Origin of the sequence: Algoriphagus sp., from assembly GCF_030694375.1 — a bacterium.
Classification (GTDB): Bacteria; Bacteroidota; Bacteroidia; order Cytophagales; family Cyclobacteriaceae; genus Algoriphagus.
This window is the reverse complement of record NZ_JAUXYL010000020.1, coordinates 257590-282300: the sequence shown is the minus strand read 5'-3', so window position 1 is coordinate 282300 and position 24711 is coordinate 257590. Positions and strand designations below refer to the sequence as shown.

The following is a 24711-nucleotide window of genomic DNA, read 5'->3' as shown; positions in this document are numbered from 1 at the left end:
CCAAATGGAAAACTTCAAGCCGAACGTTGCCTTATTTATCCCTTGCTATGTGGATCAATTCTACCCCAAAGTAGGGATCGCCACCCTGGAGTTATTGGAAAAATTAGGATGCAAGGTCAGCTTTCCGGCAGGCCAAACTTGCTGCGGTCAGCCGCTGGCAAATGCTGGTTATGAGCGAGATACAATTGGAACAACCCGGCATTTTGTGGAGTTATTCAGAGACTTTGATTATGTAGTTGCACCTTCGGGAAGCTGCGTGTTGCATGTCAAGGAGCATTCTCCCCGAATTCCTGAACTTGAACAAGAACAGAACGACCTCCACCATAAGGTTTTCGAACTGACTGAATTCATCACTGACATCCTGAAAGTAGAACGGCTGGAAGGCAGGTTTCAACATCGGGTCGGCTACCATGCTTCCTGCCATGGGCAGCGTGGCTTACGCCTGGCTTCCAGTTCGGAGCTCAACCAGATACCATTCAATAAAGCCCGAAAACTTTTGGGAAACCTGGAAGGTTTGGATTGGGTGGAGCTCGACAGGACAGACGAATGCTGTGGGTTTGGGGGGACTTTTGCCGTCACGGAGGAAGCTCTTTCGATCCGAATGGGAAAGGACCGACTGGAGGATCATCTCCATCATCAGGTAGAAATCATCACAGGAGGAGATATGTCCTGCATCATGCACTTGGAAGGAATTGCCACACGAGAAGGACAAAAAATCAAGTTTATGCACGTGGCAGAAATCTTAAACCAGGCGATCACATGAGTCATCCCGAAAATGCCACCGAGTTTCTGAAAGATCAGGCCAAAGCGAAATGGCATGACGAAACGCTGTGGTTTGTCAGGGATAAGCGCGACCGCATCAGTAAAACCATTCCCGAGTGGGAACAACTCCGGGATTTGGCCTCCCAGATCAAGGACAACGTCTTAGTGAATTTGGCCTCCTACCTGGAAGATTTCGAGCGAAATGCACTTCAAAACGGGATTAAAATCCACTGGGCAGCTGATGCTGAAGAGCATAATCAGCACGTTCTAAGGATTCTCCAGGAGAAAAACTGCAAAGCTATCGTCAAGAGCAAATCCATTCTGACCGAAGAATGCCATCTGAATCCCTATCTGGAAAAAGAAGGAATAGAAGTGGTGGACACTGACCTGGGTGAGCGGATCGTTCAATTTTTGAATCAACCGCCAAGTCACATCGTCCTTCCTGCGATTCATTTAAAAAAGGGCGAAATCTCCGACCTTTTCCATGAAAAACTCCATACTGAAAAAGGAAACGAGGATCCTTATTACCTGACTCAGGCCGCCAGAATTCACCTCAGGGAAAAATTCCTCGGGGCAAAAGTTGCGATCACTGGGGTCAATTTCGGAATTGCTGAGACGGGCGAATTTGTCGTCTGCACAAATGAAGGCAACGCCGATATGGGCGTTCATTTGGCTGATGTCCACATTGCCTGTATGGGAATCGAAAAGATTCTTCCCCGCAGAAAAGATCTTGGTGTATTCCTGAGATTACTCGCCCGCTCTGCCACCGGACAACCCATCACCAATTACAATTCCCACTTCCGAAGTCCATCTCCAGGTAAAGAAATTCATATCGTGTTGGTTGACAACGGCCGAACTGCTCAACTGGCACGGGAAAAATTCAAGAATTCGCTCAAATGTATCCGCTGCGGCGCATGCATGAACACCTGCCCAATCTATCGAAGAAGCGGTGGGTTCAGCTATGGCAGTACAGTTCCCGGACCGATAGGCTCGATCCTTTCGCCGGGACTGGATATGAAAAAACACAGCACGCTGCCTTTCGCCTCCACGCTTTGCGGCAGCTGTTCGGATGTGTGTCCTGTGAAAATCAACATTCATGAGCAACTCTACGAATGGCGACAGGAGATCACAAAAACCCATGGGGAATTTGGTAAAGGACTTTCCATGAAGTTGGCAAATGGGATTTTCAAAAGTCCCCTGGCCTATAAAATCTCCGGAAATCTGATGCGTGCAGCATTGAGAGCTTTGCCGGACAGCATGATCTATCATCCTTTGAATACCTGGGGAAAAAGCCGAAACCTGCCGGAAACTCCCACGGAAACTTTTCAGCAATGGTATAAAAAGAACCGTCCATGAGCAGTCGGGAGAAAATATTGGCCGCCATCCGTGGCGTTTCTTCGGAAAGTAAATCACTTCCTGAAATTCCTGATTTTCCCCTTTCCGGGGATTTGGAGGAAGTTTTTAGCCAATCCATTTTAGGAAATAAAGGCGAGATTCTTTCCAAGGCCGAATTTGAAAAGTGGCTTCCAAGCATGAATTTTCAAAAAGTCATTTCACTTTCAGCCCATTTCAGGACTACCGGAAATTTAACTTTGCCGGAAGATCCCCACGAATTGGAAGATCTAGAATTGGCTATATTGGATGGACAATTTGGAGTAGCGGAAAACGGGGCCATCTGGCTGGAAGATACTAACCTTGGACTTCGCGCTTTGCCATTTATCACAGAGCATCTAGTGATTGTGCTCGACCGATCTAAGCTGGTCGAAACCATGCATCAGGGCTATGATTTAGTCGGAAATGCCCACTCAGGCTTTGGGCTTTTTATCGCAGGCCCATCCAAAACAGCTGACATTGAGCAATCGCTCGTCATCGGAGCACATGGGGCAAAGAGCCTGCGAGTGGTTTTGGTTTGAGATTAGATTATTGAATGAACTGCTATCCGATTTCCCTCTGAATCCAGAAAAACTCCCATATAACCGATGTCCGGAGCGATCATCCGCTTAGGAATCTGAACTTCTCCTCCTGCATCTTTCACGCGACTGAGTTCCACCACGCAGTCTTCTGAGGAAAAGTAAATCAGCGTTCCTGCCAGTTTGGAAGTATGATAGAAGTCTTTGTGAAATACTAAGCTCCCTCCTGCTCCACCTTTGCTTTCATCCCATGGAAACCAAGCCATTTGAAAATCGCCCATGTCCTGCTTGTTCAATATGCAGTCAAAAACTTTTTGATAAAATGCAATTGCCCGGTCCATATCCGCTACCGGGATCTCAAACCAACCTACTGTTACTGATTTCATAGCGTCTGGATTATTAGTTATGGGTTATTTAAAGTTCGGTGTTCGATATTCAAAATTCGAGATTCATTATTGAAATATTGAACATCAAACATCGAATGTCGAATAATGAAGACTAGGTTCTTACCATGTAATCGTTCCCTTACTTGAAAATTGATCATTGATCATTGTCCATTGATCATTTTTTAAACTCTGGTGAGCTTAATCGGATACGTTTTCCCTGCATTCCACTGACAGACGTAGATATTTTCATCCTGATCAATACACACATCGTGGCAATGCTTGAACACCGGCTCTTTTTGCACCATCAGTTGAAGTTCCCCATTTCGGTATTCAGGGGCTGTTCCACCCGGATTGGAGACTACTTTGTTGTCTTTGTCCAAAATCGTCACAAAGCCGGAATTGTCCGTCTGCTCCAAGTATCTCAATCTCGACCAACATACCCCGGCATAGAGATTCTCTCCATGGATCACCGGACGGCAAACGAATGCCCCGGGAAGAAAAATCGTCTCTAGATATTCTCCATCCATGGTAAAACGCTTGAAGGAATTGTGTCCTCGGGAGGTGCAGAGCAAAGTTGGAGCTTTTCCCCCACGCTGATCGATTGCTATGCCATGCGCTGTGCTAAACTGTGCATCTCCTTTCCCACTTCCCCCAAACTTTCGGATGAAATTTCCATTTTTATCGTACTGTAGGAAATACTGAGAACCATATCCATCCGCGATGTAGAGGTCTCCATTTGGCCCAACAGCTGTTTCTGTTGGAACCCAAGTCATTTTTTCAGTATAAATACCTGAAGTCAGGGGTGATGGGATTTCAGTGACGACTTTTCCATCGAGCGTAGTTTTCACCACTTTCCCACCATTATCCACTACCCAGAGATACTCCGCGTCGCCTTCATCCACCAAAGAAAGCCCGTGAGCCCGATCCATGTTGAGTGTCCAAGTAGCCAAAAGTTTCCCCGATTGATCATAGATGATGATGTTGTTTTTCACCTCATCCGTCACCATAATCATTCGGCCTTTTCGGTCCATGACCATTTCGTGGCAGTTGACCACAGGCACTTTTGCAGGATCGAGATTGCCCCAAGTGGGATCAATTTTATATTTGAAATCACCGTGTCCGAGAATGGTTTCCCGAGCGGCGAAAAGTGAAACATTAGGGTTGATGCTCATAGCTAATCCTAAAAAGGAGGTATTTTGGATAAATTTTCTTCGTGAGTTCATGGGCAAATTGATTAGCATAAGGTAATCTTTTCTGGAAAGATTGAAAAATTGGAAGCGCATAAATTCAACAAGGCCGTAGCCCTGATTAGAAAAATTTTGCATTTGGTATATGGAAATGCCTAAATTGGATCAACTCAAAATCAACCTACTATGAAGATCAAACACCTGTTGATAGGACTTTTGCTCATAAGCCCAATGGGCCTAAGCGCTCAGGAAATTGCGCTGCAACTCTACTCCCTCAGAAACGAAATGAAAGTCGATCCGGTCAAATACCATCAAATGATCGCCGAATGGGGTATTTCTGCGCTCGAAGGCGGAGGCGGCTACGGGATGTCTGATGCAGAATACCAAAAGCTCCTTGCCGATAATAAGTTAAAAATCGTCGGTGTCGGAGCGGACTACAACCGATTAAAAACCGATCCTGCAGGTATCATCGCTGATGCCAAAAAGTACGGTGCAAAATACGCAACCTGCTATTGGATTCCCCACGCAGAAGGCCCAATCTCTATGGAGGAGATTAAAGCAGCCACTGATCTCTTCAATCAGACTGGAGAAATGCTGGCAAAAGAAGGTATTACGCTGACTTATCATCCTCATGGCTACGAGTTTTCCAATTCGGGGAGTGGAACTCCAATGGATTATATGCTGAAAAATGCAAATCACTTTAAATTTAACATGGATGTCTTTTGGGTAAAAATGGGTGGTGGAGATCCCTTGGCTATCATGAAGGCCCATCCGGGTAAATTTCCCCAACTCCATCTCAAAGACAGAAAGATCGGTACTCCGGGTTCGCCTGACGGACGAGGAGACGTCGAAGCAAATGTTGTCTTGGGCACAGGCGACATCGATATTGCAGGCTTGATACAGGAAGCCAAAAAACAGGGAACTAAGTATCTGGTAATAGAGGATGAAAGCTCAAGATCGGTTGCTCAGATACCTCAAAGTGTTGCTTTTATAAAAAGTGAATTGAAAAAATAGATCTGAACTACATTTAAATCAAACCTTCCTGCAAAAGCAATTGGAAGGTTTTTTTGTGTAAACATCCTTGCTGTTTTTTTGTTAGCTTTCAGATCTGAATCCAAAATCAAAACAAAATGAAATTAACAAAATCCTTTTTCCTTGCTTTCGCGCTGGTTATGACTACCACGATTGCAGCATTTGCCCAATTACAAACTCCTGCAGCTAGTCCGGCGGCGACAGTATCTCAGGTAGTAGGCTTTACCAAAATTAGCATTGACTACTCCTCTCCAGCCGTGAAAGGCAGAAAAATCTTCGGAGAAATCGAGAAATACGGTGTGACTTGGAGAGCAGGAGCAAATGCTCAAACGATTATTGAATTCAGTACTCCTGTAAGTGTGGGTGGCAAAAATCTTCGTGCTGGAAAATATTCCATCTTTATGACGCCAGCGGCTTCGGGTGAGTGGACTGTACATTTGAACAGCAAAGCCGCTTCTGTATTTGCCTACATGAAAGAAGGTGCAATCGACGAGGAAGCTGTGGCTGCTGATGACGCGGTATCCTTCAAAGTAGCTCCTACTGCCGGAAATACCGAGCGACTACAGTATCACATCTCTGCCGAAAACAACAAAGTAGCGAAAGTAACTATGGCATGGGAAAAAGTCGTGATCTCATTCATGGTTGACACGCAAGTGGATCAGAAAATGGAAGGCTTTAAGTCTGCTTTTTAATGAATTAAGATTAGCCTAAAGGCTAGTATCACTGCTCAAATAAAATACAAAGCCCATGGAGTTTTCCATGGGCTTTTTGGTACTACTTTTTTTGTATATCCGTTTTTTTTCCAATAGTCTAAGAAAATAAGGTATGAAGTTCGATAAAACGTGCCTTGCATCGTGGACAGTCTACTGTCGACGATTATATGCCACTATCCAAGTTCATTTTTGATCAACAGGCAAAATTTTAGCTAATCCTATAATCATTTATCTGTTGATTGAGTTGGGCTCGATTTCATATAACTATCCCTCACCGCTTTAAACTCCGACCCGGCTTTCCAATTGGGCCATTTGTCAGAGTTGGCGAGGCTTTTTCCAACATTGTAAAGGATCTGGACATCATCAACAGCTCCATCCAGATTCCAGCGGCTGGTGTGGTATTCATCAGATGGCTTGTGGTAGTAAACGGCCACATACTCGTCTTGAAGCTGTTTTCCGTATTCCTTTCCTTTTTCCACATGATCGATCCCAGTCCCGAAATACAAGGCTGGAATTCCGATTTTAGCAAAGTTAAAATGATCGGAACGGAAGTAATAGCCTGCCACGGGATTGGGTTCTGGAGCACTGTAGCGACCTAGCTTTTCCAGTTCCACATTGAGCAAATCTTCCATTTCTGACTGTCCCGAACCAATTATCGAGACATCTTTCATTTTTCCGTAAGGATTGATTCCGTCCATATTGATATTGGCCACGGTCTTTTGCTTAGGATAAATCGGGTTTTCGGCATAGTAGGCCGAACCCCAAAGACCTTGTTCTTCGGCCGTCACCGCAAGGAAAATCACGGAACGATCTGGAGTTTGGTCTGTAGCAAAAGCCTTGGCCAAAGCCAAAAGCGCAGCAGTTCCTGAGGCATTGTCCAAGGCCCCATTGTAGATGCTATCTCCGGTTTCATCCGGCTTTCCTATCCCAAAGTGATCCCAATGGGCGGTATAGATGAGGTATTCCTCTGGTTTTGTCTCTCCAGTGAGTTTGGCCACTACATTTTTGGAGACATTATACTCAGCCTCGACTTGGATGGAAGCAGACAGATTCACACCCAAAGGCATGCCTTGAAAATCGGGTTTACGAGCAGCCGATAAGAGTTCAGAATCATTTTTTCCAGCCATTTCAAATAGTTTTTTAGCTGAAGGCAAAGTCAACCAGCCTTCGAAGCCAAGCTTATTAGTTTCCTTTCCACGATCATCCAAATACAAAATCGGCTGATGATGCTTTCCCTGAATCACGTTAAATCCATATCCTGCTGGTATGGTATTGTGCACAATCAGGCAACCCAAAGCCCCTTGCCTCGCCGCTTCTTCATATTTATAAGTCCAGCGTCCGTAATAGGTCATGGTGTTCCCCTTGAAAAGCGAGACATCCTCTGTCCCGAAGCCTGGATCGTTGACTAGGACGACGACGATTTTTCCTTTGACGTCAATATTTTTATAATCGTCCCAACCATACTCCGGCGCAACGATCCCAAAGCCTGCAAAAACTACTTCAGCATCTTTGATCTCCACCAAGGAATCCGTCTTTTGCGTCCACATTACAAAGTCTTGAAATCCTGTGAGCGAAACGGAAGAATTTGGATTTTTGAGTTCCATGGTTTCCGAAGACTTGCTTACTATGGAAACCATCGGTACATCTTGGTAGTAGGAATCGCCATTTCCAGGCTCCAAACCCAACTTTTTGAATTCATCTTCCAAAAACTTGATCGTGATCTCCTCTCCAGCGGTGAAGGGTCTTCGTCCTTGAAATTCATCTGAAGCGAGTGTAATCAAATTGGGTTCTAAGTCCGAAACTTGAAATTGGTAGTTGGACTGCTTTGGTGCTTGGCAACTTGCTAGAGCTGCAGTCACCAAGAATAATATGGAAAGCGATTTTTGCATAAATTCTTGATTTTGTTTAAGGAAATTGGGGATAAGGTACCAAGTTAAAACATTCTACAAATCCACCTTCCAAAATGTCACCAAAAAGGATTGAGGTTTGTATCAACGTGCCGTCGAAACTAAAACGTGGTCAGTCCCTGTCAAAAAGTTTTTCCACTTGATTCCCTGATGCATAGCATCTATTTGGTATCTACCTGTTGCTTCAAGTCAAATTTGCCTTACCTTTGTGACCTAGCGGCACGACCAGCTCCTGCTGAATCCCCCAGGTCCGGAAGGAAGCAAGGGTAAGCAGTTGTAGCGGTGCGATGCCGCTTCTTTTTTGCCTTAAATTTTCCAAATTGGCTACTTTTAGGAATTCCTTATCCTGATTTAAATCCTAACTTTGTTCGTTAGCCTATTGTAAATCAAAATTCCGCTTGTGTATTTTACTCAAGCATTCACCAAAAACCTATTCTTATGAAATTCTTTATTGATACAGCCAATTTGGACGAAATCCGCGAAGCCTATGATCTTGGCGTTTTGGATGGTGTGACTACCAATCCCTCACTGATGGCCAAAGAAGGCATCAGCGGTGAAGCCAAGGTCAGAGCTCACTACAAGGCGATTTGTGATATAGTGGACGACAAAGTTTCCGCTGAAGTAATCGCTACAGACTACGCAGGCATGATCAGCGAGGGAAAAGAACTGGCGAAAATCGATGACAAAATCGTAGTGAAGATCCCGATGATCAAAGACGGGATCAAAGCGATCAAATACTTTCACAGCGAGGGAATCCGCACCAATTGTACGCTGGTTTTTTCCGCAGGTCAAGCTATCCTTGCTGCCAAAGCTGGGGCTTCTTACCTCTCTCCTTTTATCGGAAGACTGGACGATATTTCTTATGACGGCCTGGAACTGATCGGTCAGATCGTTCATATCTACCAGAATTACGGATTCGAAACAGAAATTCTTGCTGCATCGGTCCGTCACAGCATGCACCTCATCAAATGCGCCGAACTTGGTGCTGACGTGGTGACCTGTCCACTAAAAGTAATCACCGGATTGCTCAAGCATCCACTTACGGACTCGGGTCTGGCACAGTTTCTGGCTGATCATGCTAAAGCGGCCGGAAAATAAAACACCAAAGAGGCTGTTTCTACAAGGATACAGCCTCTTTTTCAATCCCAACGTATGTATATCATTAAAGTAAAAGGAAAAGCTAAAATTCCGGATTACATTCAGATCCGAGACGAAAACTTTGTTTTGGTCGCTTATTTCCGAGCAGACAGACCGCTTAAAAACATTGAAAAGTTTGGTTTGGAAGGAAAAGAAACACAACTGGAAGAAGTGATTAAAAATTTAGCCTTCGGAAAACTTCAAAAACTAGATCTCTAAATAATGGATTTCAGTACCAAACCAGTGCTTCAGGTCATGCAGGCCACAATTTTCCAAGGAGAGACGCCTGTATTGTCCGATGTCAACTTTTCTGTCGAACAGCATGAATTTGTCTTCCTTATCGGTCGGACAGGAAGTGGTAAAAGCTCCCTTCTCAAAACACTCTACGCAGATCTAAAACTTCAATCTGGTCTTGCCGAAATAGTAGGATATTCACTCACCAAAATTAAAAATAGTGAAGTCCCTTTTCTCCGCCGCAAAATCGGGATCATTTTTCAGGACTTTCAGCTTTTCAGTGACCGCACAGTCTGGGAGAATCTATTGTTTGTTCTAAAAGCCACAGGCTGGACTGATCCAGTTAAAATCAAAGAACGAATCAGCGAGGTATTGATACAGGTAGGCTTGACAGACTCATTGCAAAAAATGCCCCATCAGCTGTCAGGCGGGGAGCAGCAGCGTGTGGTGATTGCAAGGGCCCTACTCAACGAACCATCTATTTTATTGGCTGATGAACCTACAGGAAATCTTGACCCTGACGTGGCCGATGGGATTTTTAAACTTTTTCAGGACATCAACAAAAAGGGAACAGCCATTCTTATGGCAACACATAATCATGAGTTGCTGCGTAAATTTCCTTATCGGGTTTTGAAATGTGAAAAAGGAAGATTGCTGGACAGTCAGCTGCATGATGTATCCTTTGGATCTTCTTTTTGACAGTTTAAAAACTAAAAAAAACAATTGACACTAACCTATCGGTAAGAGCGGTAGACCACTATATTTTAATTTTTTTCTAGGATATATGACGTGATTTAGGAATATTAAGTATGCAAATGACTTAATATCAACCACTATCAAAATCTTATCCTATGAAAAAGCTGTTTTACTCGACCACTTTCCGGGGAATTGCACTTGCAATTTCCATCGGAGTAGCTTTAGTAGCTTGTCAATCCGAACAAGATTTATCGCTTCCTGATTCACAGGAATTGGAAATCATCAAGTATCAAAATGGTGATATCATTCCGGGAAAATACATCGTAACGCTTAATCCCACGGGCCTCAATTTACGGAAAGACATGAGCTATGCATCTGTGCAGGCAACTATGCGAAAAACCGGAAGTTCAATCTTGGCTAAGTACAGAATCGCTGATGCCAATATCGAGCATGTCTATGGCAGTACAATTGAAGGTTTTTCTGTAAGCTTAACGGATGAACAATACGCTGTGCTGGCAAAGGATCCATCTGTCAAAGCCATCGAGCCGGATCGAATTATTGCTTTGGCTCCCCCTCCCGGTAAAGGACCAGGTAGCGGCGGGGGCGGAGGAAGCACAGGTCAAACTACACCTTGGGGAATTACCCGGGTAGGTGGTTCATTGAATTACTCGGGTTCTGGAAAAGCCTTCATCTTGGATACCGGAATAGATTTGGATCACCCGGACTTAAATGTCAGCACAACTCTTGGCTTCAATGCCTTTACCAGTGGAAGGGATGCGGGTTCACTTGATGATGGCAATGGTCATGGAACCCACGTAGCTGGAACAGTAGCAGCCATCAATAATACTATAGGTGTAGTAGGTGTGGCTGCTGGAGCTTCAGTAGTTCCAGTAAAAGTTCTTGATTCAAGGGGTTCCGGATCTTATTCAGGGGTCATAGCCGGCGTGAATCATGTCGCAGCAGTTGGCAATTCAAGTGACGTGGCAAATATGAGCTTAGGCGGTCCTGTTTCCCAAGCATTAGATGATGCGGTCTTAGCTGCTTCCTCCAAAGTGAAATTTGCAATTGCGGCAGGAAACAGCTCAGCTAATGCGGCCAATTATTCTCCTGCACGGGTAAATGGGATAAATATTTACACCATTTCGGCTATGAACAGTTCTGATGTGTTTGCCACATTTTCTAATTTTGGCAACCCACCCATTGATTTTGTTGCGCCGGGAGTTAGTATAAATTCCACTTGGAAAGATGGCGGATACAATACCATTAGCGGAACGTCCATGGCTGCACCCCATGTCGCTGGAATATTATTGTTTGGCGGCTCAGTGAATTCTGGTGGAACTGTCAAGAATGATCCTGATGGAAATCCTGACACAATCGCGGTCCGATAACACTGCAATCCCATTATAATTAAAGGCGACCTTAACAGTCGCCTTTAATTATTTCAGGTTAAGAAAATGTTAAACCTGTCTAAAATCATTTTTCTTTTTCCATGTTAAGCTTACTTTGGAATGATGGAAGCGATCGCATCTTTTTTAATCCTCCTTATTATCTATTTCCTCGGCATTCTCGCAATAGTTCAATTAGCTATTAGGCCGATGAAGCGAATGGTTGATAATGGGGATGGAACCAATAAACATTGGGAGACCAATCACTTGAAAATTTTGGCTTTAAGCTTTTTGCTTTCACTCATCACGACCACTATTGCCTACCTGATTTTTCCCTGATCAATCCTTGTAGGGAATCGTGTTCGTGTGGGTCTTTTCAGGAACTGCATTTACTCTGAGCTCGATAAATTGATTGAGATCATTCTCCCCTTTTACCAGTTCAAAGGCATCATACAATTCTCCCACGGCAGTGAAGGATTCAAATTTCAGGCGATTCCCTTCCATCGTTATCACCTGAAAAAGCTGGGTATTTTCGGCAGTTCGGTCACGCTGACCTCCCTTTTCGGTCCAGTCATCTCCGATATCGTACATTTTTCCTCCTGAAACAGAAACGACATAAACCGTTCCTGTCATGTCTTTCATATTCAACCCATTCATCACATTCTCTCCTGGCGCCACTCTGCCACGGGCATAAGCGTGATCGTGGCCCTGCAGCGCAATGTCAACTTTGTATTTGTCAAATATCGGCTTCCAGAGATTTCTTAATGCCTCATTGTCTCTACCGTTGGAGGCTGAAAAAAGTGGATGGTGATAACTCACAATTGTCCAGCTTTTTGGGTTTTTGGACAGAATCTCTTCGAGCCAGGTAGCCTGAAGCTCATGGTCCCGGTTGGAGTCCAGAAAGATAAATCGGACATCCTGATAATCCATGTAGTAAGCGGTCTCCTCCAGACCCTTGGGCCCATTGAGGGGCAAGGTAAATTGTGGCTTCCATTGAACCGAAAGGCTTCTCACTTTTTGATCTATCTCCTCCTGATTTTTTGCACGGTATTCATGATTACCGGGAACAGGCATGGACGGGACCATACTATGAATGAAACCACCTGCAGTAAACCATTCGTGCCATTCTTGCTCGCGATGCGCAGTATTGATCAGGTCTCCGGCGTGAATGATGAATTTCGAATCGGGGGCCTTTCTGAATCCCTCCCGAATCAGGCGAGACCAAAGTTCCAGCACATAATTCTGCGCATCTCCCACATATAGAAAAGAAAATTTATCTCCCGGGTTAGCAGAAGCCGTCTTAAACTGAAACCACTCACTCCAACGCTCTCCATCTCCAACCCGATAAGCATAAGTAGTATCAGGTAACAAATCCCTGAATTCAACCGAATGATAATTGGCAATTACTTCTGCAGTTTGGATCGAACTGGCATCCAAAACTTCGGTTTTGGCGGTCAACGTTTTTCCGTTTCTCCAAAACTTCGGAGCGGCAGTGGCGACTGCGATTTCCGCATAACCTGCTTTAATCTCCGTATTTGTTCGCCAGGTTACATTGACCTCAGTGGCAGGATTCTGCCCAAAGTTCAGAACGATTCGATCGGGATATTCAGAAGGTTTTGACCAATCAAAATGAAATTTGGGTTCTTTGTAAACCCTTGCCTCCTGAGCAAAAAGCTGAAAGGAGGAAATCAGAAAAAGCGACAGGCAGATTAGTGTTCGTGATTGCATGGAAATTATTGAAATCAGTTAAAATTTTTTGAAAATTTAAAAACAACCCAATCTATTCAATTTCTACTTTTTGCCTATCCCAATCAAATAAAATAACAATTCCATTACTGGCAATTGACTTTTAAAAAGTTCAAAAAAAAACCGGCACTAGGCCGGCTTTTAAATTTCAAATTAGATTAATAAATCTTTGTATCCGGTTTCTATCCAGCAACAAACAAACTGTTTTGAAGCTCATCTTTGCTTTCTTTAGACAGTTGACCGTCGTCTGTTGACGATTTGAAATCAATTTGTCTTCTTAAGATTCTCTTTAGCCTGAACGAAATTCGCATCCAGTGCGATTGCTTCATTAAAGGCTGTTTTAGCTTCAACTTTTGAATTTTGATCCAAATAAATCAATCCTTTCAAATTGAGCGCAGCAGCTTTCATACTGACCTCCTGTGTTTCGGTCTGAGATTTTGGAAATCCGATTTTCTCATCTGCTTTAGAGTTTTTTACCAACATATTCACAGAATTCATCGCTTCCTCATATCGCTTAAGATTGTATTGGAGGAATGCCGATTTATAAAGGCTGAAATTATCTCCTGTCAACAAATAAAGGCTTTCGAAATGTGGCAAGGCACGGTCCAAAGCTCCCAATTGCTCTAAGGAGTAGGCGGCAATTTCCAAAGCACCGACATTTTTGCTGTTGCCTTGCAGCAAATCCAAGGATACCAGAGCGGCAGAGGCAAATTGACTGTTGTCAAAATAAATATTGCCCAAAGCCTCCATGTAGCGGGGATTCTCCGGGTTACGGATCATGAGATCGTATAATTTGGTTTTTGCCATTTCCAGATCACTATACCGAATTGCCGCTTGATAGGCCGTTTGGTCTGCTGCGTTAAGTGCGGCTTTGATCTTTGGATCCAGTTTTGGAATAGAATCAGTTGCTGTTTGGGCAGCAAGATTTCCGGCACAAAAGGCCAGGAGCAGCAGTAAGAATGTGCGCTTCATTGTCAATCAGTTGTTTTTTTGGTGATGTGATGTGTATCCTTAGGAGCAATGCCTTTGCTACGGGCAATGTCCAACATTAGTTTTCGTGCGGATTCAGGATTGTTTTGAATTTTGCCCTCCAATATAGCTTCTTTTATTTCTTCCTTGATTTCACCGATGATTTTTGAAGGTGAAAGCCCAAAAGTTTCCATGATTTCTTCACCGCTGACCGGAGGCTGAAAATTCCGAACTTGATCTTTTTCTTCCACTTCCTTCATTTTTTCCTCCACCTTGTCGAAGTTTTCAAGGTAGCGCTTGACTTTTTTGTTGTTTTTGGAGGTGATATCTGCGCGACAGAGGGTCATTAAGTCCTCGATATCATCGCCCGCATCAAAAAGCAATCTTCGCATGGCCGAATCAGTCACTTCGTCTTTGACCAAAGCGATGGGTCGGAGGTGAAGACGAACGAGTTTTTGCACATACTTCATCCGGTCATCCATCGGAAGTTTCAAACGGCGAAAGATATTTGGAGTCATTCGGGCTCCCCGATCTTCATGTCCATGAAAGGTCCAGCCCACTTTGGGATTGAAACGCTTGGTCGCAGGCTTGGCAATGTCATGCATAATCGCAGCCCAGCGAAGCCAAAGATTATCGGTCATGAGACATACATTATCCAATACTTGGAGCGTGTGGTAGAAATTATCTTTATGCGACTTGTCATCGACCGAATCCACTCCCTGCAGTTCGACCATTTCAGGAAAAAACTCATGCAAAAGCTTCGAGGCAAACAGAAGCTTAAATCCATAGGAAGGCTTTGGGGTAGCAACGATTTTATTTAATTCATCAATTATTCGCTCTGCGGAAATAATCTGAAGCCTTGCCGCGTTTTCGGAAATGGCAAAAAAAGTGTCCGCATCTATATCGAAGTTCAATTGGGCTGCAAATCGCACTGCACGCATCATCCGCAAAGGATCATCTGAAAAGGTGATTCCCGGCTCAAGTGGGGTTTTAATGATTTTTCGCTTCATATCACCCAACCCGTCAAAAGGGTCAATCAAATCGCCATAATCTTCCCGATTAAGTGAAATCGCCAATGCATTGATCGTGAAATCCCTACGCTCCAAGTCCTCCTGCAAAGTTCCGTCTTCCACGATTGGCTTTCTGGATTCCAGCCGGTAGGACTCTTTTCTAGCTCCCACAAACTCTATCTCCCAGTCATCGAGTTTGAGCATCGCCGTACCGAAGTTTTTGAAAACCGAAAGCGGGACATGCTGATCAAATGATTTGGCAACCTCCTGGGCCAGCTTGATCCCGCTTCCTACGCAGGTAAAATCGATATCCTTGCTTGGACGGCCTAATACAAGGTCACGGACATAGCCGCCGACGACGTAGGATTTAATACCTAGCGTAGCACTTGCTTTCGCAACTTTTCCGAATATTTCGAGCTCGTCTAGCTTGGCTTTTAAATTCATCCAACAATAATTTTTACATCACCTTCCGGACCCAGAAACATTTCTTTAGTACTTGGACCCAAAAGCGGGAAATAAAGTTCGGTTTGCGAATCAGCCTCATTTTTCTCATGATCAATTTTTGCCAAAACCGGCTGCGAGATCTGAAAAAGCAATTTGTTCCAATTAGGCTCCCGGATCAATGAAAAACGGATGTTACCATCTTGGATAGGTGCGCTTCTAATCACCCGGCTGACCGGACTATGGTAGATCGTGGGCTTAGAGGAAAAATCCACAATATCCAAGGAAACCTCTGCAAATGGCTCACACACAGTGCGGATCTGAAATGTATCAAACAAGAGAAACGTCCAGTCATAGCCCATTTCAGGTTTCCAATTCTCCGTTTTCAGGAGTGTGAGATTCTTTCCGTTTCCTTCACGGATAGTGACCTGTCCTTTTTCACGGAAGGTTTTGACTATAGCTTGCTGATCCAATATTTCTGTGGTTTGATGCAAAAATAATCAGATTATCCGGCCTGAGTTGCTAAAATCTAAAACACAGGATAATCAACCGCATTTTTGGTGGATTTTTTCGCTTTTGTGTGATGGGTTAATCAAAACGTCCTCCTCCCTTCCCCGACATTTTCCTCCAAAAATCAATCAAGCCCTTGACATGATCCCAATCATTTTGTCTAATTTATAAACATATAAATGTTAAAATAATTAACATTTTGAAAGAATTCAGCTTGTTGCCCTTGGGATTTGTAATCCCGAGGTCCGATCACGGGATTTGCAATCCAAAACGATTTGTCCAGCCCCGATGGATATATCGGGGGAGAAGCAGGACAACAAAACAAAATAACTATTAACTGCGGCAGTGGAGACACTGCCTTGGGCGACCCTCAAGCATTAACTGCTGGAACTATCTCGCTTCCGCAGGAAGCCTATTTCGCAACGCATATTTCACGAAGCGTATTTCCGCTCTTCGTATTTCGTACTTCATATTTCGTACTTCCAATGTTTCTCAACTGCCATTCTCACTTCAGCTTCAAATACGGGACGATGTCTGTGGAAGCGCTGATCGCTGAGGCGAAAGGTAAAAAACTCGATGCCCTCGCCCTCACGGACATCAACTGCACGGCAGGGATTTTCCCCTTTATCCGTGCTGCGCAAAAATCCGGAATCCATCCCGTGATCGGCATCGACTTCCGCAACAGCACGCAACAAAAATACATCGGACTGGCCCGGAATCAGGAAGGATTATACGAGCTCAACCGGCACCTCTCCGATCACCTTGTCCATAAAAAGGAGTTCACCTCTAAAGCCCCTGCATTTGAAAACAGCTTCGTCATCTATCCTTTGCCGGAGAAGTTGATTCCCCTGCGGGAAAATGAATTCGTCGGCGTGCATCCCGGACAGCTCAACCGCTTGATTTCCTCTCCCTGGTTTCGAAAAAAGGAAAAGCTCGTACTACTCCAACCGGCGACTTTTTCATCCAAAGTTCAGTTTAGCGCACATCGCCTTTTGCGAAGCATCGATCTAAACACACTCCTCAGCAAACTACCAAAAGAAGCGCAAGGCGATGCCACCGATCAATTCTACAGCTATGCTGACTTGGTCTCCCGCTGCGAAAGCCACAGCTATTTACTCGTCAACGCCCAAAAGCTACTCGAGCAATGTCAGTTCTCATTCTATTTTCAGGCAGTCAAAAACCGTCGCGATATCTTGGGTTCGGATTGGGAGGACTTTGACTTTCTCCGACAGGAGGCATTCAAAGGCGCACTGCGACGCTATCCCAACCTGCAGCCTGAGGTCAGTACACGCATCGAAAAAGAGCTCGAACTCATCCAGCAAAAAGGATTCGTATCTTACTTTCTGATCAATTACGACATCGTCACTTTTGCGCAGCAGCGCAACTTCTACCATGTCGGTCGGGGTTCCGGTGCCAACAGCATCGTGGCCTATTGTCTCGGGATCACGGACGTGGATCCGATCGAGCTGGACTTGTATTTCGAGCGGTTTATTAATCTGTATCGGGAAAATCCCCCTGACTTTGACATTGACTTCAGCTGGACCGATCGGGATGAGGTCACGGATTACATTTTTCAGAAATACAACCGCGACAAGGTCGAGCATGTGGCACTGTTGGGCTCCTACAGTACGTTTCAGTACAACTCCGTCTTTCGCGAGCTGGGAAAAGTCTTCGGACTTCCCAAGTCAGACATCGAGTCCCTGATTCATTTTGCTAACAAGGAAGGCTACGAACCTGATCAATTCGGCAAGCTGATCATCAAGTACAGTCAGGTGCTGCACGACATGCCTTCGCATCTGACGATTCACGCCTGCGGGATCTTGATTGCGCACAAACCCATTCACTATTACACGGCGACAGATATGCCGCCAAAGGGCTTTCCCCTCGCCCACATTGATATGCATATCGCTGAGGATATCGGCCTGCACAAATTTGACATTCTGAGTCAGCGGGGACTTGGACACATCAAGTCAGCCATCGAGACCATCTATCAAAATCAGGGCGTAAAAGTGGATATCCGCGAAGTCGATAAATTCAAAAAAGACCCGAAAATCAAGGAAATGCTGCGGACGGGTCATACGATTGGTGCCTTCTACGTGGAGTCTCCAGCCATGCGAATGCTACTGGCAAAGATGAAAGCAGACGAATACCTGGAACTCGTCGCAGCCAGCTCCATCATCCGACCCGGAGTCGCCCGCTCCGGGATGATGCGGGAGTACATCCTGCGTCATGTGGATGAAGAGCGAAGAAAAACGGCTCATCCCGTACTCGCCGAGATCATGCCTGAGACCTATGGAATCATGGTGTATCAGGAAGACGTGATCAAAGTTGCCCACTACTTTGCAGGGCTGAGTCTGGGCGAAGCCGATGTACTACGAAGAGGCATGAGTGGAAAATCCCGTTCCAAGGACGAGTTTCAGCGGATCAGGGAGAAGTTTTTCAGCAACTGCAAGGAAATGGGTCGGGAAGACAAAGTTGCGGCTGAAGTCTGGTATCAGATCGAAAGCTTTGCAGGATATTCATTTGCCAAAGGCCACTCGGCTTCTTTTGCGGTGGAGAGCTATCAAAGTATGTACCTGAAAGCCCATTTCCCACTGGAATTCATGGTGGGCGTGGTCAATAACTTCGGAGGATTTTACCATACCGAATTCTACATTCATGAGCTGCGAATGAACGGAGCGGACATTCAGGCTCCGCACATCAACGAGAGCGAATACCTGACTCGCATCACAGGAAAGACCGTGTACTTGGGCCTGATCCACATGAAGTTTTTGGAAAAAACGACGGTAGAAAAGCTTCTGCTGGAGCGTCGTGAAAATGGGGCTTTTCTGGGTTTGGCGGACTTTGTGGCGCGGGTTGCGGTCAGTCTGGAGCAGCTGCTGATCCTGATCCGCATCACTTGCTTTCGATTTACAGGAAAAACCAAACAAGAACTGCTTTGGGAAGCCCATTTCATTCTGAACAAGAAGAAAGCCATTCCTGCTACCAATGAGCTTTTCCGCTCCGGAGGATTATCCTTTGGCAATCGTCAACCCGAAATTCCGCTCTTGGAAGCTGTGGACATCCGACAGGAAATACTCGATCAGATCGATATCCTGGAGTTTCCACTGGACTCCCCTTTTCACCTGGTCAAAGATCAGAGTATTCAAGGAATCAAAGCCAAAGACCTGCAAAGTCATCTGGGGAAAACGGTGATGATCCTAGGTTATCTGGTCACAGTGAAATACACTCGGACAGTGAAGGGCGAAGTGATGAACTTCGGGACTTTTCTGGATCGGGACGGTGACTGGATCGACACGGTTCACTTCCCTCCTATAGTCAAAAAACACCCCTTCAAAGGCCGGGCAATCTATCGGATTGAGGGAAAAGTGACAGAGGAATTCGGCTTCTACTCGATCGAAGTGAATTTACTGGAACGAATGGCGTACTGGAATGCTGGGGAGGACTGAGTATCAAGAAAAGCTCCATTGGAGCTATTTAGCGAAGGGCCAGGCTGTGGGGAGGTGGCTTTTTAGGGCCTGAAAGTTTAGGAAATTTCTCCCGGTTTTTTCTCAGGGTTTCTCCAAGTGTTAAATACTGAATAAACTATGATGCTTTTCTCCTGCAGTTCAAAAATGATTAAAAAAGGAAACTTGGTAACTGCAGCCTCCCGATATGGAGCCCTTTTCATGGGGAATTGTTGAGGTTGTGCCAGCATACGATCAAAACACTTGTCCAAATGAGTCAAAAAAATCTCGCCAAGACCAACTTTAGCACTTTCGTAGTACTGATACGCATCAATGATCTCAAGTCTAGCTTCCTCTTTTAAAATTAATTCCAGCTTCATTTCACCGACTTTCTAGCTTCTTCTTTCACCTCTTCCCAAGAAAAGGAGCTAGAATGACCAGAAAGATGCTTTTCCCGTCTCTGATCAAAAATTCTATAATCAGCTTCTGTCAATTCGGAATCGCTCAAGGAAATAGTCTCAAGTAATTCCTTGATTTTTTTCAGGACACTTTCTTCCTTAGTTCTGAGAAGCATCTCTATCAATTCTAGTTTTGTTGCCTGTACATCCATCTTTTTATAAGATTCTTTGGATAAAGATACCAATATCTGCACAATTTGGTTTCAACCCAATCGAAGTCAACTCATATGTACGAATAGCGTATTGAAATGCGGGGAGTTTAATATGATCAAGATCAAAATTCTAAACCAAACACCTAATTCAGCTAATTTCTCTCCATTGCAAATATTCCATATTTTTAACTTATGCAAAAGCCAGAAGAACCCAACAAAGTCGAAGAACCGCTCTCCGAGTATGGGCACTATACTTATGCCGACTACCTGACTTGGCAGATGGATGAAATGGTGGAATTAATCAAGGGGAAAATCTTCAAGCAAGCCGCTGCACCTCGAGTCAATCATCAGCGAGTTTCTCTGAACGTATCAAATCATCTTTATAATTACTTAAAAGGTGAAAAATGTGAAGTATTTACAGCACCTTTTGAAGTAAGACTTCCGGTCAAATCCAAAAGAAACGAGGATATAGACACCGTAGTGCAGCCTGATATCTGCGTGATCTGTGATCCCGAAAAAATAGACGAATTCGGATGCATCGGGGCACCTGATTTGATTATTGAAATCCTTTCTCCAGGAAACAACCGAAAAGAAATCCAAAACAAATACGAGGTGTATGAGGAGTCCGGCGTTCAGGAATATTGGGTGATTCATCCCAATGAGTGTACCTTGATGATTTATACTTTGGCTGAGGGAAAATACCTTCCTTCGAAACTTTTTACCATCGGAGAAATCGTCGAATCCAAAGTGATCTCAAGTTTCAAACTTGACTTGACTGAGGTCTTTGAAAATATCTGATCCTCAAAACTAAGTCATTTCCTTTTAACCAGCATGCATCCTGGGGCTATTATAAGACTTGCCTTTCGCACTTTTATCCCCCTTAGAACCAAATTCTCTATAGTCACGGTAGTAAAAAAATTGCTTGTTAAGTAAATAAATGTGGTAACATAAATCAAAAATCAGACAAATTACGTTATCTTAGGAGACAATTTACCGATAAAAGCCATGGCAAAGAAAATCCTCAAAGTCAGCGAGCCTGCAATTGCAGTTTATCAAAAAGCACATTTGTCTGCTCAAGACATTCTTAGAGTAGACTTTGACTGGCTGGATGAGCCACTTAATCGGGTTGATACTTTTCGCAATGGCCTTGACAAAAGCTCATTTGAGAGCTTTAAGGAGCTTTCAGGCTTGGATTACAATACACTTGCTGATGCATTGGGAGTCTCTGCCAAGACTCTGCAGCGCAAAGATGTTTTTGATACCGGTCAATCTGAAAAGCTCTACGAATTGGCCGAGCTTTATGCGATCGGGGTTAATTACTTTGGTCGCGAGGGGTTTCGCAGATGGATGGAGCGTCCGCTTTTTTCACTCGGCAATCGGATCCCCCTGGATCTGATCGATGTCTCTGCGGGGCTTGACCTACTCAAGGCAGAGATCATGCGATTACAGCACGGGATTACTATTTGACAAAAATGAAAGTATTCCGACTGGCGCTAACCCAATACTGCGACGCAAGCGGTGAAGGAGCCAAAATCTACGGAGGCAGGTGGAATCTTCCGGGCACTCCGGCAGTCTATGCCGGATCAAGTGTCTCAGCTTCCTTACTGGAGCGATTGACAATTGATCCCGAACTGCTATCTGCTGATCGCTATATCCGCTATGCTGTCATGGAAATCAACATTCCAGACCAACTCATTTTTATGCCCAAAACAGATGAGTTACCCTTGGGATGGAATCAAATCCCGGCAGTCAGAGCATCAATGGAATATGGCACCGACTTGTTAAAATCAGGCCTTCTTTGCTTTGCTGTACCCTCGGTTGTGGATCAGAATTCCCTGAATTATGTAATCAACCCACTTTCCGGCAATTTCAATTCGCTTGAATTTAAAAGCTATCCTCTTGAACTTGACAGGAGGATTTTGAGATGATTTTATTGATGCATTTTGCCAATTTTCTGCTCGTGGTTAAAGGCTGGGTGGCTATAGTGCGTCTTCAAAAAATCCAGCGTATTTCCGAAAAGAAACTTGTTGAGGATATCCTCAGGTTCGACGTATTTGTTGTTTAAATCACTCAGACAATTCTTTGAATCGAGATAACGCTCTATTTCCAACAATAGTCCCTGTGCCATAGCAGGAAAATCTTCTGCTGTCCAGATTCCCTCCAAGGGATTGATCGTGCCGTCAAAGTCCGATCCGAGTCCGACCTGATCCCAGGCTGGCAATCCTCTGCTGTCAAGCAGCTCGCCGATATGCCTGAGATGAGCCCAAATCAGACGACAGGAGGACTCAAACCCCTGTTTCCTGTCTCCAAAAACAGGTTTTCGGATTGCCCGAGAATTTCCGAGCCGATTGGCATCCAGCTGTAGGGCAAAAAACCCTCCCGAGCTCATAATCTCAAGAATATCTTCATCGTAAAAATTGATCTCTGCCTCACAAAACAGGGGGTGGTGAAATCTTCCCTTTTCCTCCCAGCTACAGCCTGTAACCGCCCCATGACTTACAATTAGCGGGCTTTTCCCTTTTACTCGATTTCCATTCCAGGCATATATCTCCTTTCTGGACTGTAAACTCATGTGCTTCAAGTCCACCAGGATGGGTCTGCCATTGCGGTCATCCAAAAGTGACTTGACCACAGTCCATCCCAACTCCGTGAACCCTACTCCCATTTGAGGTTTTTGATTGACCAAAGGCCCAAGTTTCTCCAAACTCGGGGCATGCCCGCAAAAGTCATTGCTGAAATTGTGTGCGAAAGTGATAAAAAATGGCGAATGCCTCCAATTTTTCAGCCTGTCTATATTCCGGAGGACTTGCTTTTCGCTAGTTTCCTTCCCGAAGGCTCCAAGACCTGAATTGAAAACATGACTCCCCTCTATTGTGGGTATGATTATGAGCGAATTTTCTTTGGTGAGTTCTTGTGAAACCGCTTTCCATGAATCTGAAATTTCCCATAATAAAATTTCACTTCCACGGGGACAACTTTTTTCCGCATTCAATAAAAACCGCATCTCCCCTTCCAGTTCATTGAAATAATTCAGCTGTTTTTGGAGATGTCTGACGCGCCGAAAACCAATTCCGGTTACCATATTGGCAAAAAATGCGGTCAAAGGCCCGTTTAACATCCCGTTTACGAAAAACCCTTTTTCAAAAGGATACAAAGACACAAAGGCAATTTTCACTCCTCCACTGTGGAGTGATGCATACGTGGCCTGATAATACCGGGTCAACCCAAAAACACGGTTTAGGAGCTTTTTTAGAAAGCCTGGAGAATCGTGTTTCCAAAGACTGGATTTGTCTGACAGGCTTCTATCAAAGCTGTGGCCGTAGGTTTTGAGATTTGGATGCACATGCCAGTCTGCAATTGGTAAGTTCATGGAGATTCAATGCGTTACAGACTAAAATTAACTCCAATGGGAGCTTTTTTTTGAATCAAAAACACTAACCAAAAATTGATTTTAAGTACAAATCACTAAAAAATCCAATTCAAACCCTCAGGATTAGGATCTCCAAAAAATGACCTAAACCCTCAAATGGGTTTTAGTCACAGCCTCCAAGAAAAAATATTGTAGGACTATAAACTCCAATGAGCTATCAATCTTATTTTTATTTCAAGGATGTCAAAATCAATCCTTTAAATTCCACTTCTGCCCCTTCGGCCTGAAGTGCAATTTGACCTTTCTGAGCAGTGGCACCAAATCCGTCGTTGACAAGATCTCCGTTAACCCACACGGTAATTTTGTCTCCCTCACACTTGATTTTCATCTGATTCCATTCTCCAAGTGGTTTTTCGGAACCATCCGTCAAATTGATAATCCGCCGCTCCTTGCCTTCTGTTACTCCCCAGTTTTCCCTCGGACCCCTTCTTTCCTCCATATCCTCCACTTGGATATTTTCTTGAATACACCAAAAATCTCCTGCGTTGCTGTGCATCATTTGCACCTCTATGGATTTTGGAAACATCCCGTACAAGGCCCTGGGTGTGGAGGCATGGACTAAAACCCCGCAATTGCCCGGATCTCCAACAAATCGATATTCAAATTCCAGAATGTAGTCTTCATAGCTTTTATCCGAAATCAAATGGCCTCCCGGAGTCCCCAAGCTGACCAATAATCCATCCCTCACAATAAATGGTCTCCTTAAGCTGCTGTCTTTTTGAAGATCAGGAACATCCATGTACCAACCTGAAAGGCTTTTCCCGTCAAAAAGTGAAACTTGTGAAAAAGAGACGCCTTGAAGGCAGGTCAGCAGAACGAGTAGTGAAAGTAGATTTTTCATTGGGCTTTTTGTCCATACAATCTACCCAAAAGTTCTTTGATGCCAAATGGTAATCAGGCAATGTCTTTATCCTTAAAAGAACGAATCACATCCAAAGGAGAATCAATCTGCTGATTATCTTCATCGTCCAGCAAAACTCCAAGTCTGCATTCCAATTCGAAAAGAATTCCCTCAACATAAAACTTGTCCACCGGGATTTCGGAATAAAATCGCATTTGCTTTCTGGATCCGGTGATGGGAATGCCAAACTCCCTGAAAACTGCAATCATTATTCTGGATTTTTCTATTTGGTTTTGCATAACGACTAAAAAGGTTTGATGTCAGAATTTATTTGGGCTACCTACAGTTAAAATTGTCGA

At 44.3% G+C, this 24711-nt stretch carries 25 protein-coding genes and 1 other RNA gene; 14 read left to right on the top strand and 12 right to left on the bottom strand.

Features of this window, described 5'->3' with window-relative positions:
- Window positions 1-4 precede the first annotated feature (4 nt).
- The 3 genes from Q8M62_RS06080 to Q8M62_RS06070 are packed head-to-tail and all read left to right on the top strand — an operon-like array spanning window position 5 to window position 2675.
- On the top strand, window positions 5-763 hold the full coding sequence (locus Q8M62_RS06080) for a (Fe-S)-binding protein (RefSeq protein ID WP_304902376.1): 759 nt from the start codon (window positions 5-7) through the stop codon (window positions 761-763).
- Window positions 760-2118, top strand: a complete 1359-nt coding sequence (locus Q8M62_RS06075) for a lactate utilization protein B (protein WP_304902377.1) — start codon at window positions 760-762, stop codon at window positions 2116-2118. Before Q8M62_RS06080 ends, Q8M62_RS06075 begins: the two co-directional genes overlap by 4 nt.
- The gene (locus tag Q8M62_RS06070; RefSeq protein ID WP_304902378.1) at window positions 2115-2675 is read left to right on the top strand and encodes an LUD domain-containing protein; all 561 of its coding nucleotides are present in this window, start codon (window positions 2115-2117) and stop codon (window positions 2673-2675) included. Before Q8M62_RS06075 ends, Q8M62_RS06070 begins: the two co-directional genes overlap by 4 nt.
- Before the next feature lie 2 nt (window positions 2676-2677).
- Here Q8M62_RS06070 and Q8M62_RS06065 read toward each other — a convergent pair whose 3' ends face one another.
- A complete protein-coding gene (locus Q8M62_RS06065; RefSeq protein ID WP_304902379.1) occupies window positions 2678-3058 on the bottom strand; it encodes a VOC family protein in 381 nt (126 codons plus the stop codon).
- 182 nt (window positions 3059-3240) lie between these two features.
- Window positions 3241-4281, bottom strand: a complete 1041-nt coding sequence (locus tag Q8M62_RS06060) for a 6-bladed beta-propeller (RefSeq protein WP_304902380.1) — start codon at window positions 4279-4281, stop codon at window positions 3241-3243.
- A 150-nt stretch (window positions 4282-4431) separates the two neighbouring features.
- On the opposite strand from Q8M62_RS06060, the gene Q8M62_RS06055 reads away from it, so the two are divergent.
- Window positions 4432-5259 carry a sugar phosphate isomerase/epimerase gene (locus tag Q8M62_RS06055; RefSeq protein WP_304902381.1) on the top strand — a complete coding sequence of 276 codons (828 nt, stop codon included), beginning with the start codon at window positions 4432-4434 and terminating at the stop codon, window positions 5257-5259.
- Between the two features lie 116 nt (window positions 5260-5375).
- The gene (locus Q8M62_RS06050; protein ID WP_304902382.1) at window positions 5376-5969 is read left to right on the top strand and encodes a DUF2911 domain-containing protein; all 594 of its coding nucleotides are present in this window, start codon (window positions 5376-5378) and stop codon (window positions 5967-5969) included.
- Window positions 5970-6214: 245 nt separating this feature from the next.
- On the opposite strand, the gene Q8M62_RS06045 is transcribed toward Q8M62_RS06050, so the two are convergent.
- Window positions 6215-7879 (bottom strand): M28 family metallopeptidase, encoded by a 1665-nt coding sequence (locus Q8M62_RS06045; protein ID WP_304902383.1) that lies wholly within the window; start codon window positions 7877-7879, stop codon window positions 6215-6217.
- A gap of 231 nt (window positions 7880-8110) precedes the next feature.
- Here Q8M62_RS06045 and ffs point away from each other — a divergent pair.
- The 5 genes from ffs to Q8M62_RS06020 all read left to right on the top strand — a co-directional run bounded on the left by ffs (window position 8111) and on the right by Q8M62_RS06020 (window position 11352).
- Window positions 8111-8197, top strand: an RNA gene (gene ffs, locus Q8M62_RS06040) — signal recognition particle sRNA small type.
- Window positions 8198-8335: 138 nt separating this feature from the next.
- Window positions 8336-8995, top strand: a complete 660-nt coding sequence (fsa, locus tag Q8M62_RS06035; protein WP_304902384.1) for a fructose-6-phosphate aldolase — start codon at window positions 8336-8338, stop codon at window positions 8993-8995.
- Between the two features lie 54 nt (window positions 8996-9049).
- Window positions 9050-9253 (top strand): fructose-6-phosphate aldolase, encoded by a 204-nt coding sequence (locus Q8M62_RS06030; protein ID WP_092728403.1) that lies wholly within the window; start codon window positions 9050-9052, stop codon window positions 9251-9253.
- A 3-nt stretch (window positions 9254-9256) separates the two neighbouring features.
- Window positions 9257-9967: a cell division ATP-binding protein FtsE gene (locus Q8M62_RS06025; protein ID WP_304902385.1), complete on the top strand. Its 711-nt coding sequence runs from the start codon at window positions 9257-9259 to the stop codon at window positions 9965-9967.
- Between the two features lie 152 nt (window positions 9968-10119).
- A complete protein-coding gene (locus tag Q8M62_RS06020) occupies window positions 10120-11352 on the top strand; it encodes a S8 family serine peptidase (RefSeq protein WP_304902386.1) in 1233 nt (410 codons plus the stop codon).
- A gap of 336 nt (window positions 11353-11688) precedes the next feature.
- Here the strand turns inward: Q8M62_RS06020 and Q8M62_RS06015 are convergent, their stop codons facing one another.
- The 4 genes from Q8M62_RS06015 to Q8M62_RS06000 form a co-directional block, all read right to left on the bottom strand.
- Window positions 11689-13077, bottom strand: a complete 1389-nt coding sequence (locus tag Q8M62_RS06015) for a metallophosphoesterase family protein (protein ID WP_304902387.1) — start codon at window positions 13075-13077, stop codon at window positions 11689-11691.
- A 282-nt stretch (window positions 13078-13359) separates the two neighbouring features.
- Window positions 13360-14067, bottom strand: coding sequence for a lipopolysaccharide assembly protein LapB (locus tag Q8M62_RS06010; RefSeq protein ID WP_304902388.1), 708 nt, complete (start codon window positions 14065-14067; stop codon window positions 13360-13362).
- 2 nt (window positions 14068-14069) lie between these two features.
- Window positions 14070-15518: a CCA tRNA nucleotidyltransferase gene (locus Q8M62_RS06005; RefSeq protein ID WP_304902389.1), complete on the bottom strand. Its 1449-nt coding sequence runs from the start codon at window positions 15516-15518 to the stop codon at window positions 14070-14072.
- Window positions 15515-16009, bottom strand: a complete 495-nt coding sequence (locus Q8M62_RS06000; protein ID WP_304902390.1) for a hypothetical protein — start codon at window positions 16007-16009, stop codon at window positions 15515-15517. Before Q8M62_RS06000 ends, Q8M62_RS06005 begins: the two co-directional genes overlap by 4 nt.
- Window positions 16010-16510: 501 nt before the next feature.
- Here Q8M62_RS06000 and Q8M62_RS05995 point away from each other — a divergent pair.
- Window positions 16511-19474, top strand: a complete 2964-nt coding sequence (locus tag Q8M62_RS05995) for a DNA polymerase III subunit alpha (RefSeq protein WP_304902469.1) — start codon at window positions 16511-16513, stop codon at window positions 19472-19474.
- 77 nt (window positions 19475-19551) lie between these two features.
- Here Q8M62_RS05995 and Q8M62_RS05990 read toward each other — a convergent pair whose 3' ends face one another.
- Both Q8M62_RS05990 and Q8M62_RS05985 read right to left on the bottom strand, forming a co-directional pair.
- On the bottom strand, window positions 19552-19851 hold the full coding sequence (locus Q8M62_RS05990; protein WP_304902391.1) for a type II toxin-antitoxin system RelE/ParE family toxin: 300 nt from the start codon (window positions 19849-19851) through the stop codon (window positions 19552-19554).
- A complete protein-coding gene (locus Q8M62_RS05985) occupies window positions 19848-20045 on the bottom strand; it encodes a hypothetical protein (protein WP_304902392.1) in 198 nt (65 codons plus the stop codon). Before Q8M62_RS05985 ends, Q8M62_RS05990 begins: the two co-directional genes overlap by 4 nt.
- 228 nt (window positions 20046-20273) lie before the next feature.
- On the opposite strand from Q8M62_RS05985, the gene Q8M62_RS05980 reads away from it, so the two are divergent.
- From Q8M62_RS05980 to Q8M62_RS05970, 3 genes are all read left to right on the top strand, one after another.
- Window positions 20274-20879: a Uma2 family endonuclease gene (locus Q8M62_RS05980; protein ID WP_304902393.1), complete on the top strand. Its 606-nt coding sequence runs from the start codon at window positions 20274-20276 to the stop codon at window positions 20877-20879.
- Window positions 20880-21086: 207 nt separating this feature from the next.
- Window positions 21087-21548: an antitoxin Xre/MbcA/ParS toxin-binding domain-containing protein gene (locus tag Q8M62_RS05975; protein ID WP_304902394.1), complete on the top strand. Its 462-nt coding sequence runs from the start codon at window positions 21087-21089 to the stop codon at window positions 21546-21548.
- A gap of 5 nt (window positions 21549-21553) precedes the next feature.
- On the top strand, window positions 21554-22009 hold the full coding sequence (locus Q8M62_RS05970) for an RES family NAD+ phosphorylase (protein ID WP_304902395.1): 456 nt from the start codon (window positions 21554-21556) through the stop codon (window positions 22007-22009).
- 2 nt (window positions 22010-22011) lie between these two features.
- On the opposite strand, the gene Q8M62_RS05965 is transcribed toward Q8M62_RS05970, so the two are convergent.
- From Q8M62_RS05965 to Q8M62_RS05955, 3 genes are all read right to left on the bottom strand, one after another.
- Complete coding sequence (locus Q8M62_RS05965; RefSeq protein ID WP_304902396.1) at window positions 22012-23451, bottom strand: membrane dipeptidase; 1440 nt, start codon at window positions 23449-23451, stop codon at window positions 22012-22014.
- A 229-nt stretch (window positions 23452-23680) separates the two neighbouring features.
- Window positions 23681-24352, bottom strand: coding sequence for a DUF1080 domain-containing protein (locus Q8M62_RS05960; protein WP_304902397.1), 672 nt, complete (start codon window positions 24350-24352; stop codon window positions 23681-23683).
- Window positions 24353-24405: 53 nt separating this feature from the next.
- A complete protein-coding gene (locus Q8M62_RS05955; protein WP_092728415.1) occupies window positions 24406-24651 on the bottom strand; it encodes a hypothetical protein in 246 nt (81 codons plus the stop codon).
- Window positions 24652-24711 lie beyond the last annotated feature (60 nt).

What these genes read in the sequence shown, in the direction of transcription:
- Q8M62_RS06080 (WP_304902376.1), top strand. Translation starts at nt 5, where the DNA reads ATGGAAAACTTCAAGCCGAACGTTGCCTTATTTATCCCTTGCTATGTG.
- Q8M62_RS06075 (WP_304902377.1), top strand. Translation starts at nt 760, where the DNA reads ATGAGTCATCCCGAAAATGCCACCGAGTTTCTGAAAGATCAGGCCAAA.
- Q8M62_RS06070 (WP_304902378.1), top strand. Translation starts at nt 2,115, where the DNA reads ATGAGCAGTCGGGAGAAAATATTGGCCGCCATCCGTGGCGTTTCTTCG.
- Q8M62_RS06065 (WP_304902379.1), bottom strand. Translation starts at nt 3,058, where the DNA reads ATGAAATCAGTAACAGTAGGTTGGTTTGAGATCCCGGTAGCGGATATG.
- Q8M62_RS06060 (WP_304902380.1), bottom strand. Translation starts at nt 4,281, where the DNA reads ATGAACTCACGAAGAAAATTTATCCAAAATACCTCCTTTTTAGGATTA.
- Q8M62_RS06055 (WP_304902381.1), top strand. Translation starts at nt 4,432, where the DNA reads ATGAAGATCAAACACCTGTTGATAGGACTTTTGCTCATAAGCCCAATG.
- Q8M62_RS06050 (WP_304902382.1), top strand. Translation starts at nt 5,376, where the DNA reads ATGAAATTAACAAAATCCTTTTTCCTTGCTTTCGCGCTGGTTATGACT.
- Q8M62_RS06045 (WP_304902383.1), bottom strand. Translation starts at nt 7,879, where the DNA reads ATGCAAAAATCGCTTTCCATATTATTCTTGGTGACTGCAGCTCTAGCA.
- fsa (WP_304902384.1), top strand. Translation starts at nt 8,336, where the DNA reads ATGAAATTCTTTATTGATACAGCCAATTTGGACGAAATCCGCGAAGCC.
- Q8M62_RS06030 (WP_092728403.1), top strand. Translation starts at nt 9,050, where the DNA reads ATGTATATCATTAAAGTAAAAGGAAAAGCTAAAATTCCGGATTACATT.
- Q8M62_RS06025 (WP_304902385.1), top strand. Translation starts at nt 9,257, where the DNA reads ATGGATTTCAGTACCAAACCAGTGCTTCAGGTCATGCAGGCCACAATT.
- Q8M62_RS06020 (WP_304902386.1), top strand. Translation starts at nt 10,120, where the DNA reads ATGAAAAAGCTGTTTTACTCGACCACTTTCCGGGGAATTGCACTTGCA.
- Q8M62_RS06015 (WP_304902387.1), bottom strand. Translation starts at nt 13,077, where the DNA reads ATGCAATCACGAACACTAATCTGCCTGTCGCTTTTTCTGATTTCCTCC.
- Q8M62_RS06010 (WP_304902388.1), bottom strand. Translation starts at nt 14,067, where the DNA reads ATGAAGCGCACATTCTTACTGCTGCTCCTGGCCTTTTGTGCCGGAAAT.
- Q8M62_RS06005 (WP_304902389.1), bottom strand. Translation starts at nt 15,518, where the DNA reads ATGAATTTAAAAGCCAAGCTAGACGAGCTCGAAATATTCGGAAAAGTT.
- Q8M62_RS05995 (WP_304902469.1), top strand. Translation starts at nt 16,511, where the DNA reads ATGTTTCTCAACTGCCATTCTCACTTCAGCTTCAAATACGGGACGATG.
- Q8M62_RS05990 (WP_304902391.1), bottom strand. Translation starts at nt 19,851, where the DNA reads ATGAAGCTGGAATTAATTTTAAAAGAGGAAGCTAGACTTGAGATCATT.
- Q8M62_RS05985 (WP_304902392.1), bottom strand. Translation starts at nt 20,045, where the DNA reads ATGCTTCTCAGAACTAAGGAAGAAAGTGTCCTGAAAAAAATCAAGGAA.
- Q8M62_RS05980 (WP_304902393.1), top strand. Translation starts at nt 20,274, where the DNA reads ATGCAAAAGCCAGAAGAACCCAACAAAGTCGAAGAACCGCTCTCCGAG.
- Q8M62_RS05975 (WP_304902394.1), top strand. Translation starts at nt 21,087, where the DNA reads ATGGCAAAGAAAATCCTCAAAGTCAGCGAGCCTGCAATTGCAGTTTAT.
- Q8M62_RS05970 (WP_304902395.1), top strand. Translation starts at nt 21,554, where the DNA reads ATGAAAGTATTCCGACTGGCGCTAACCCAATACTGCGACGCAAGCGGT.
- Q8M62_RS05965 (WP_304902396.1), bottom strand. Translation starts at nt 23,451, where the DNA reads ATGAACTTACCAATTGCAGACTGGCATGTGCATCCAAATCTCAAAACC.
- Q8M62_RS05960 (WP_304902397.1), bottom strand. Translation starts at nt 24,352, where the DNA reads ATGAAAAATCTACTTTCACTACTCGTTCTGCTGACCTGCCTTCAAGGC.
- Q8M62_RS05955 (WP_092728415.1), bottom strand. Translation starts at nt 24,651, where the DNA reads ATGCAAAACCAAATAGAAAAATCCAGAATAATGATTGCAGTTTTCAGG.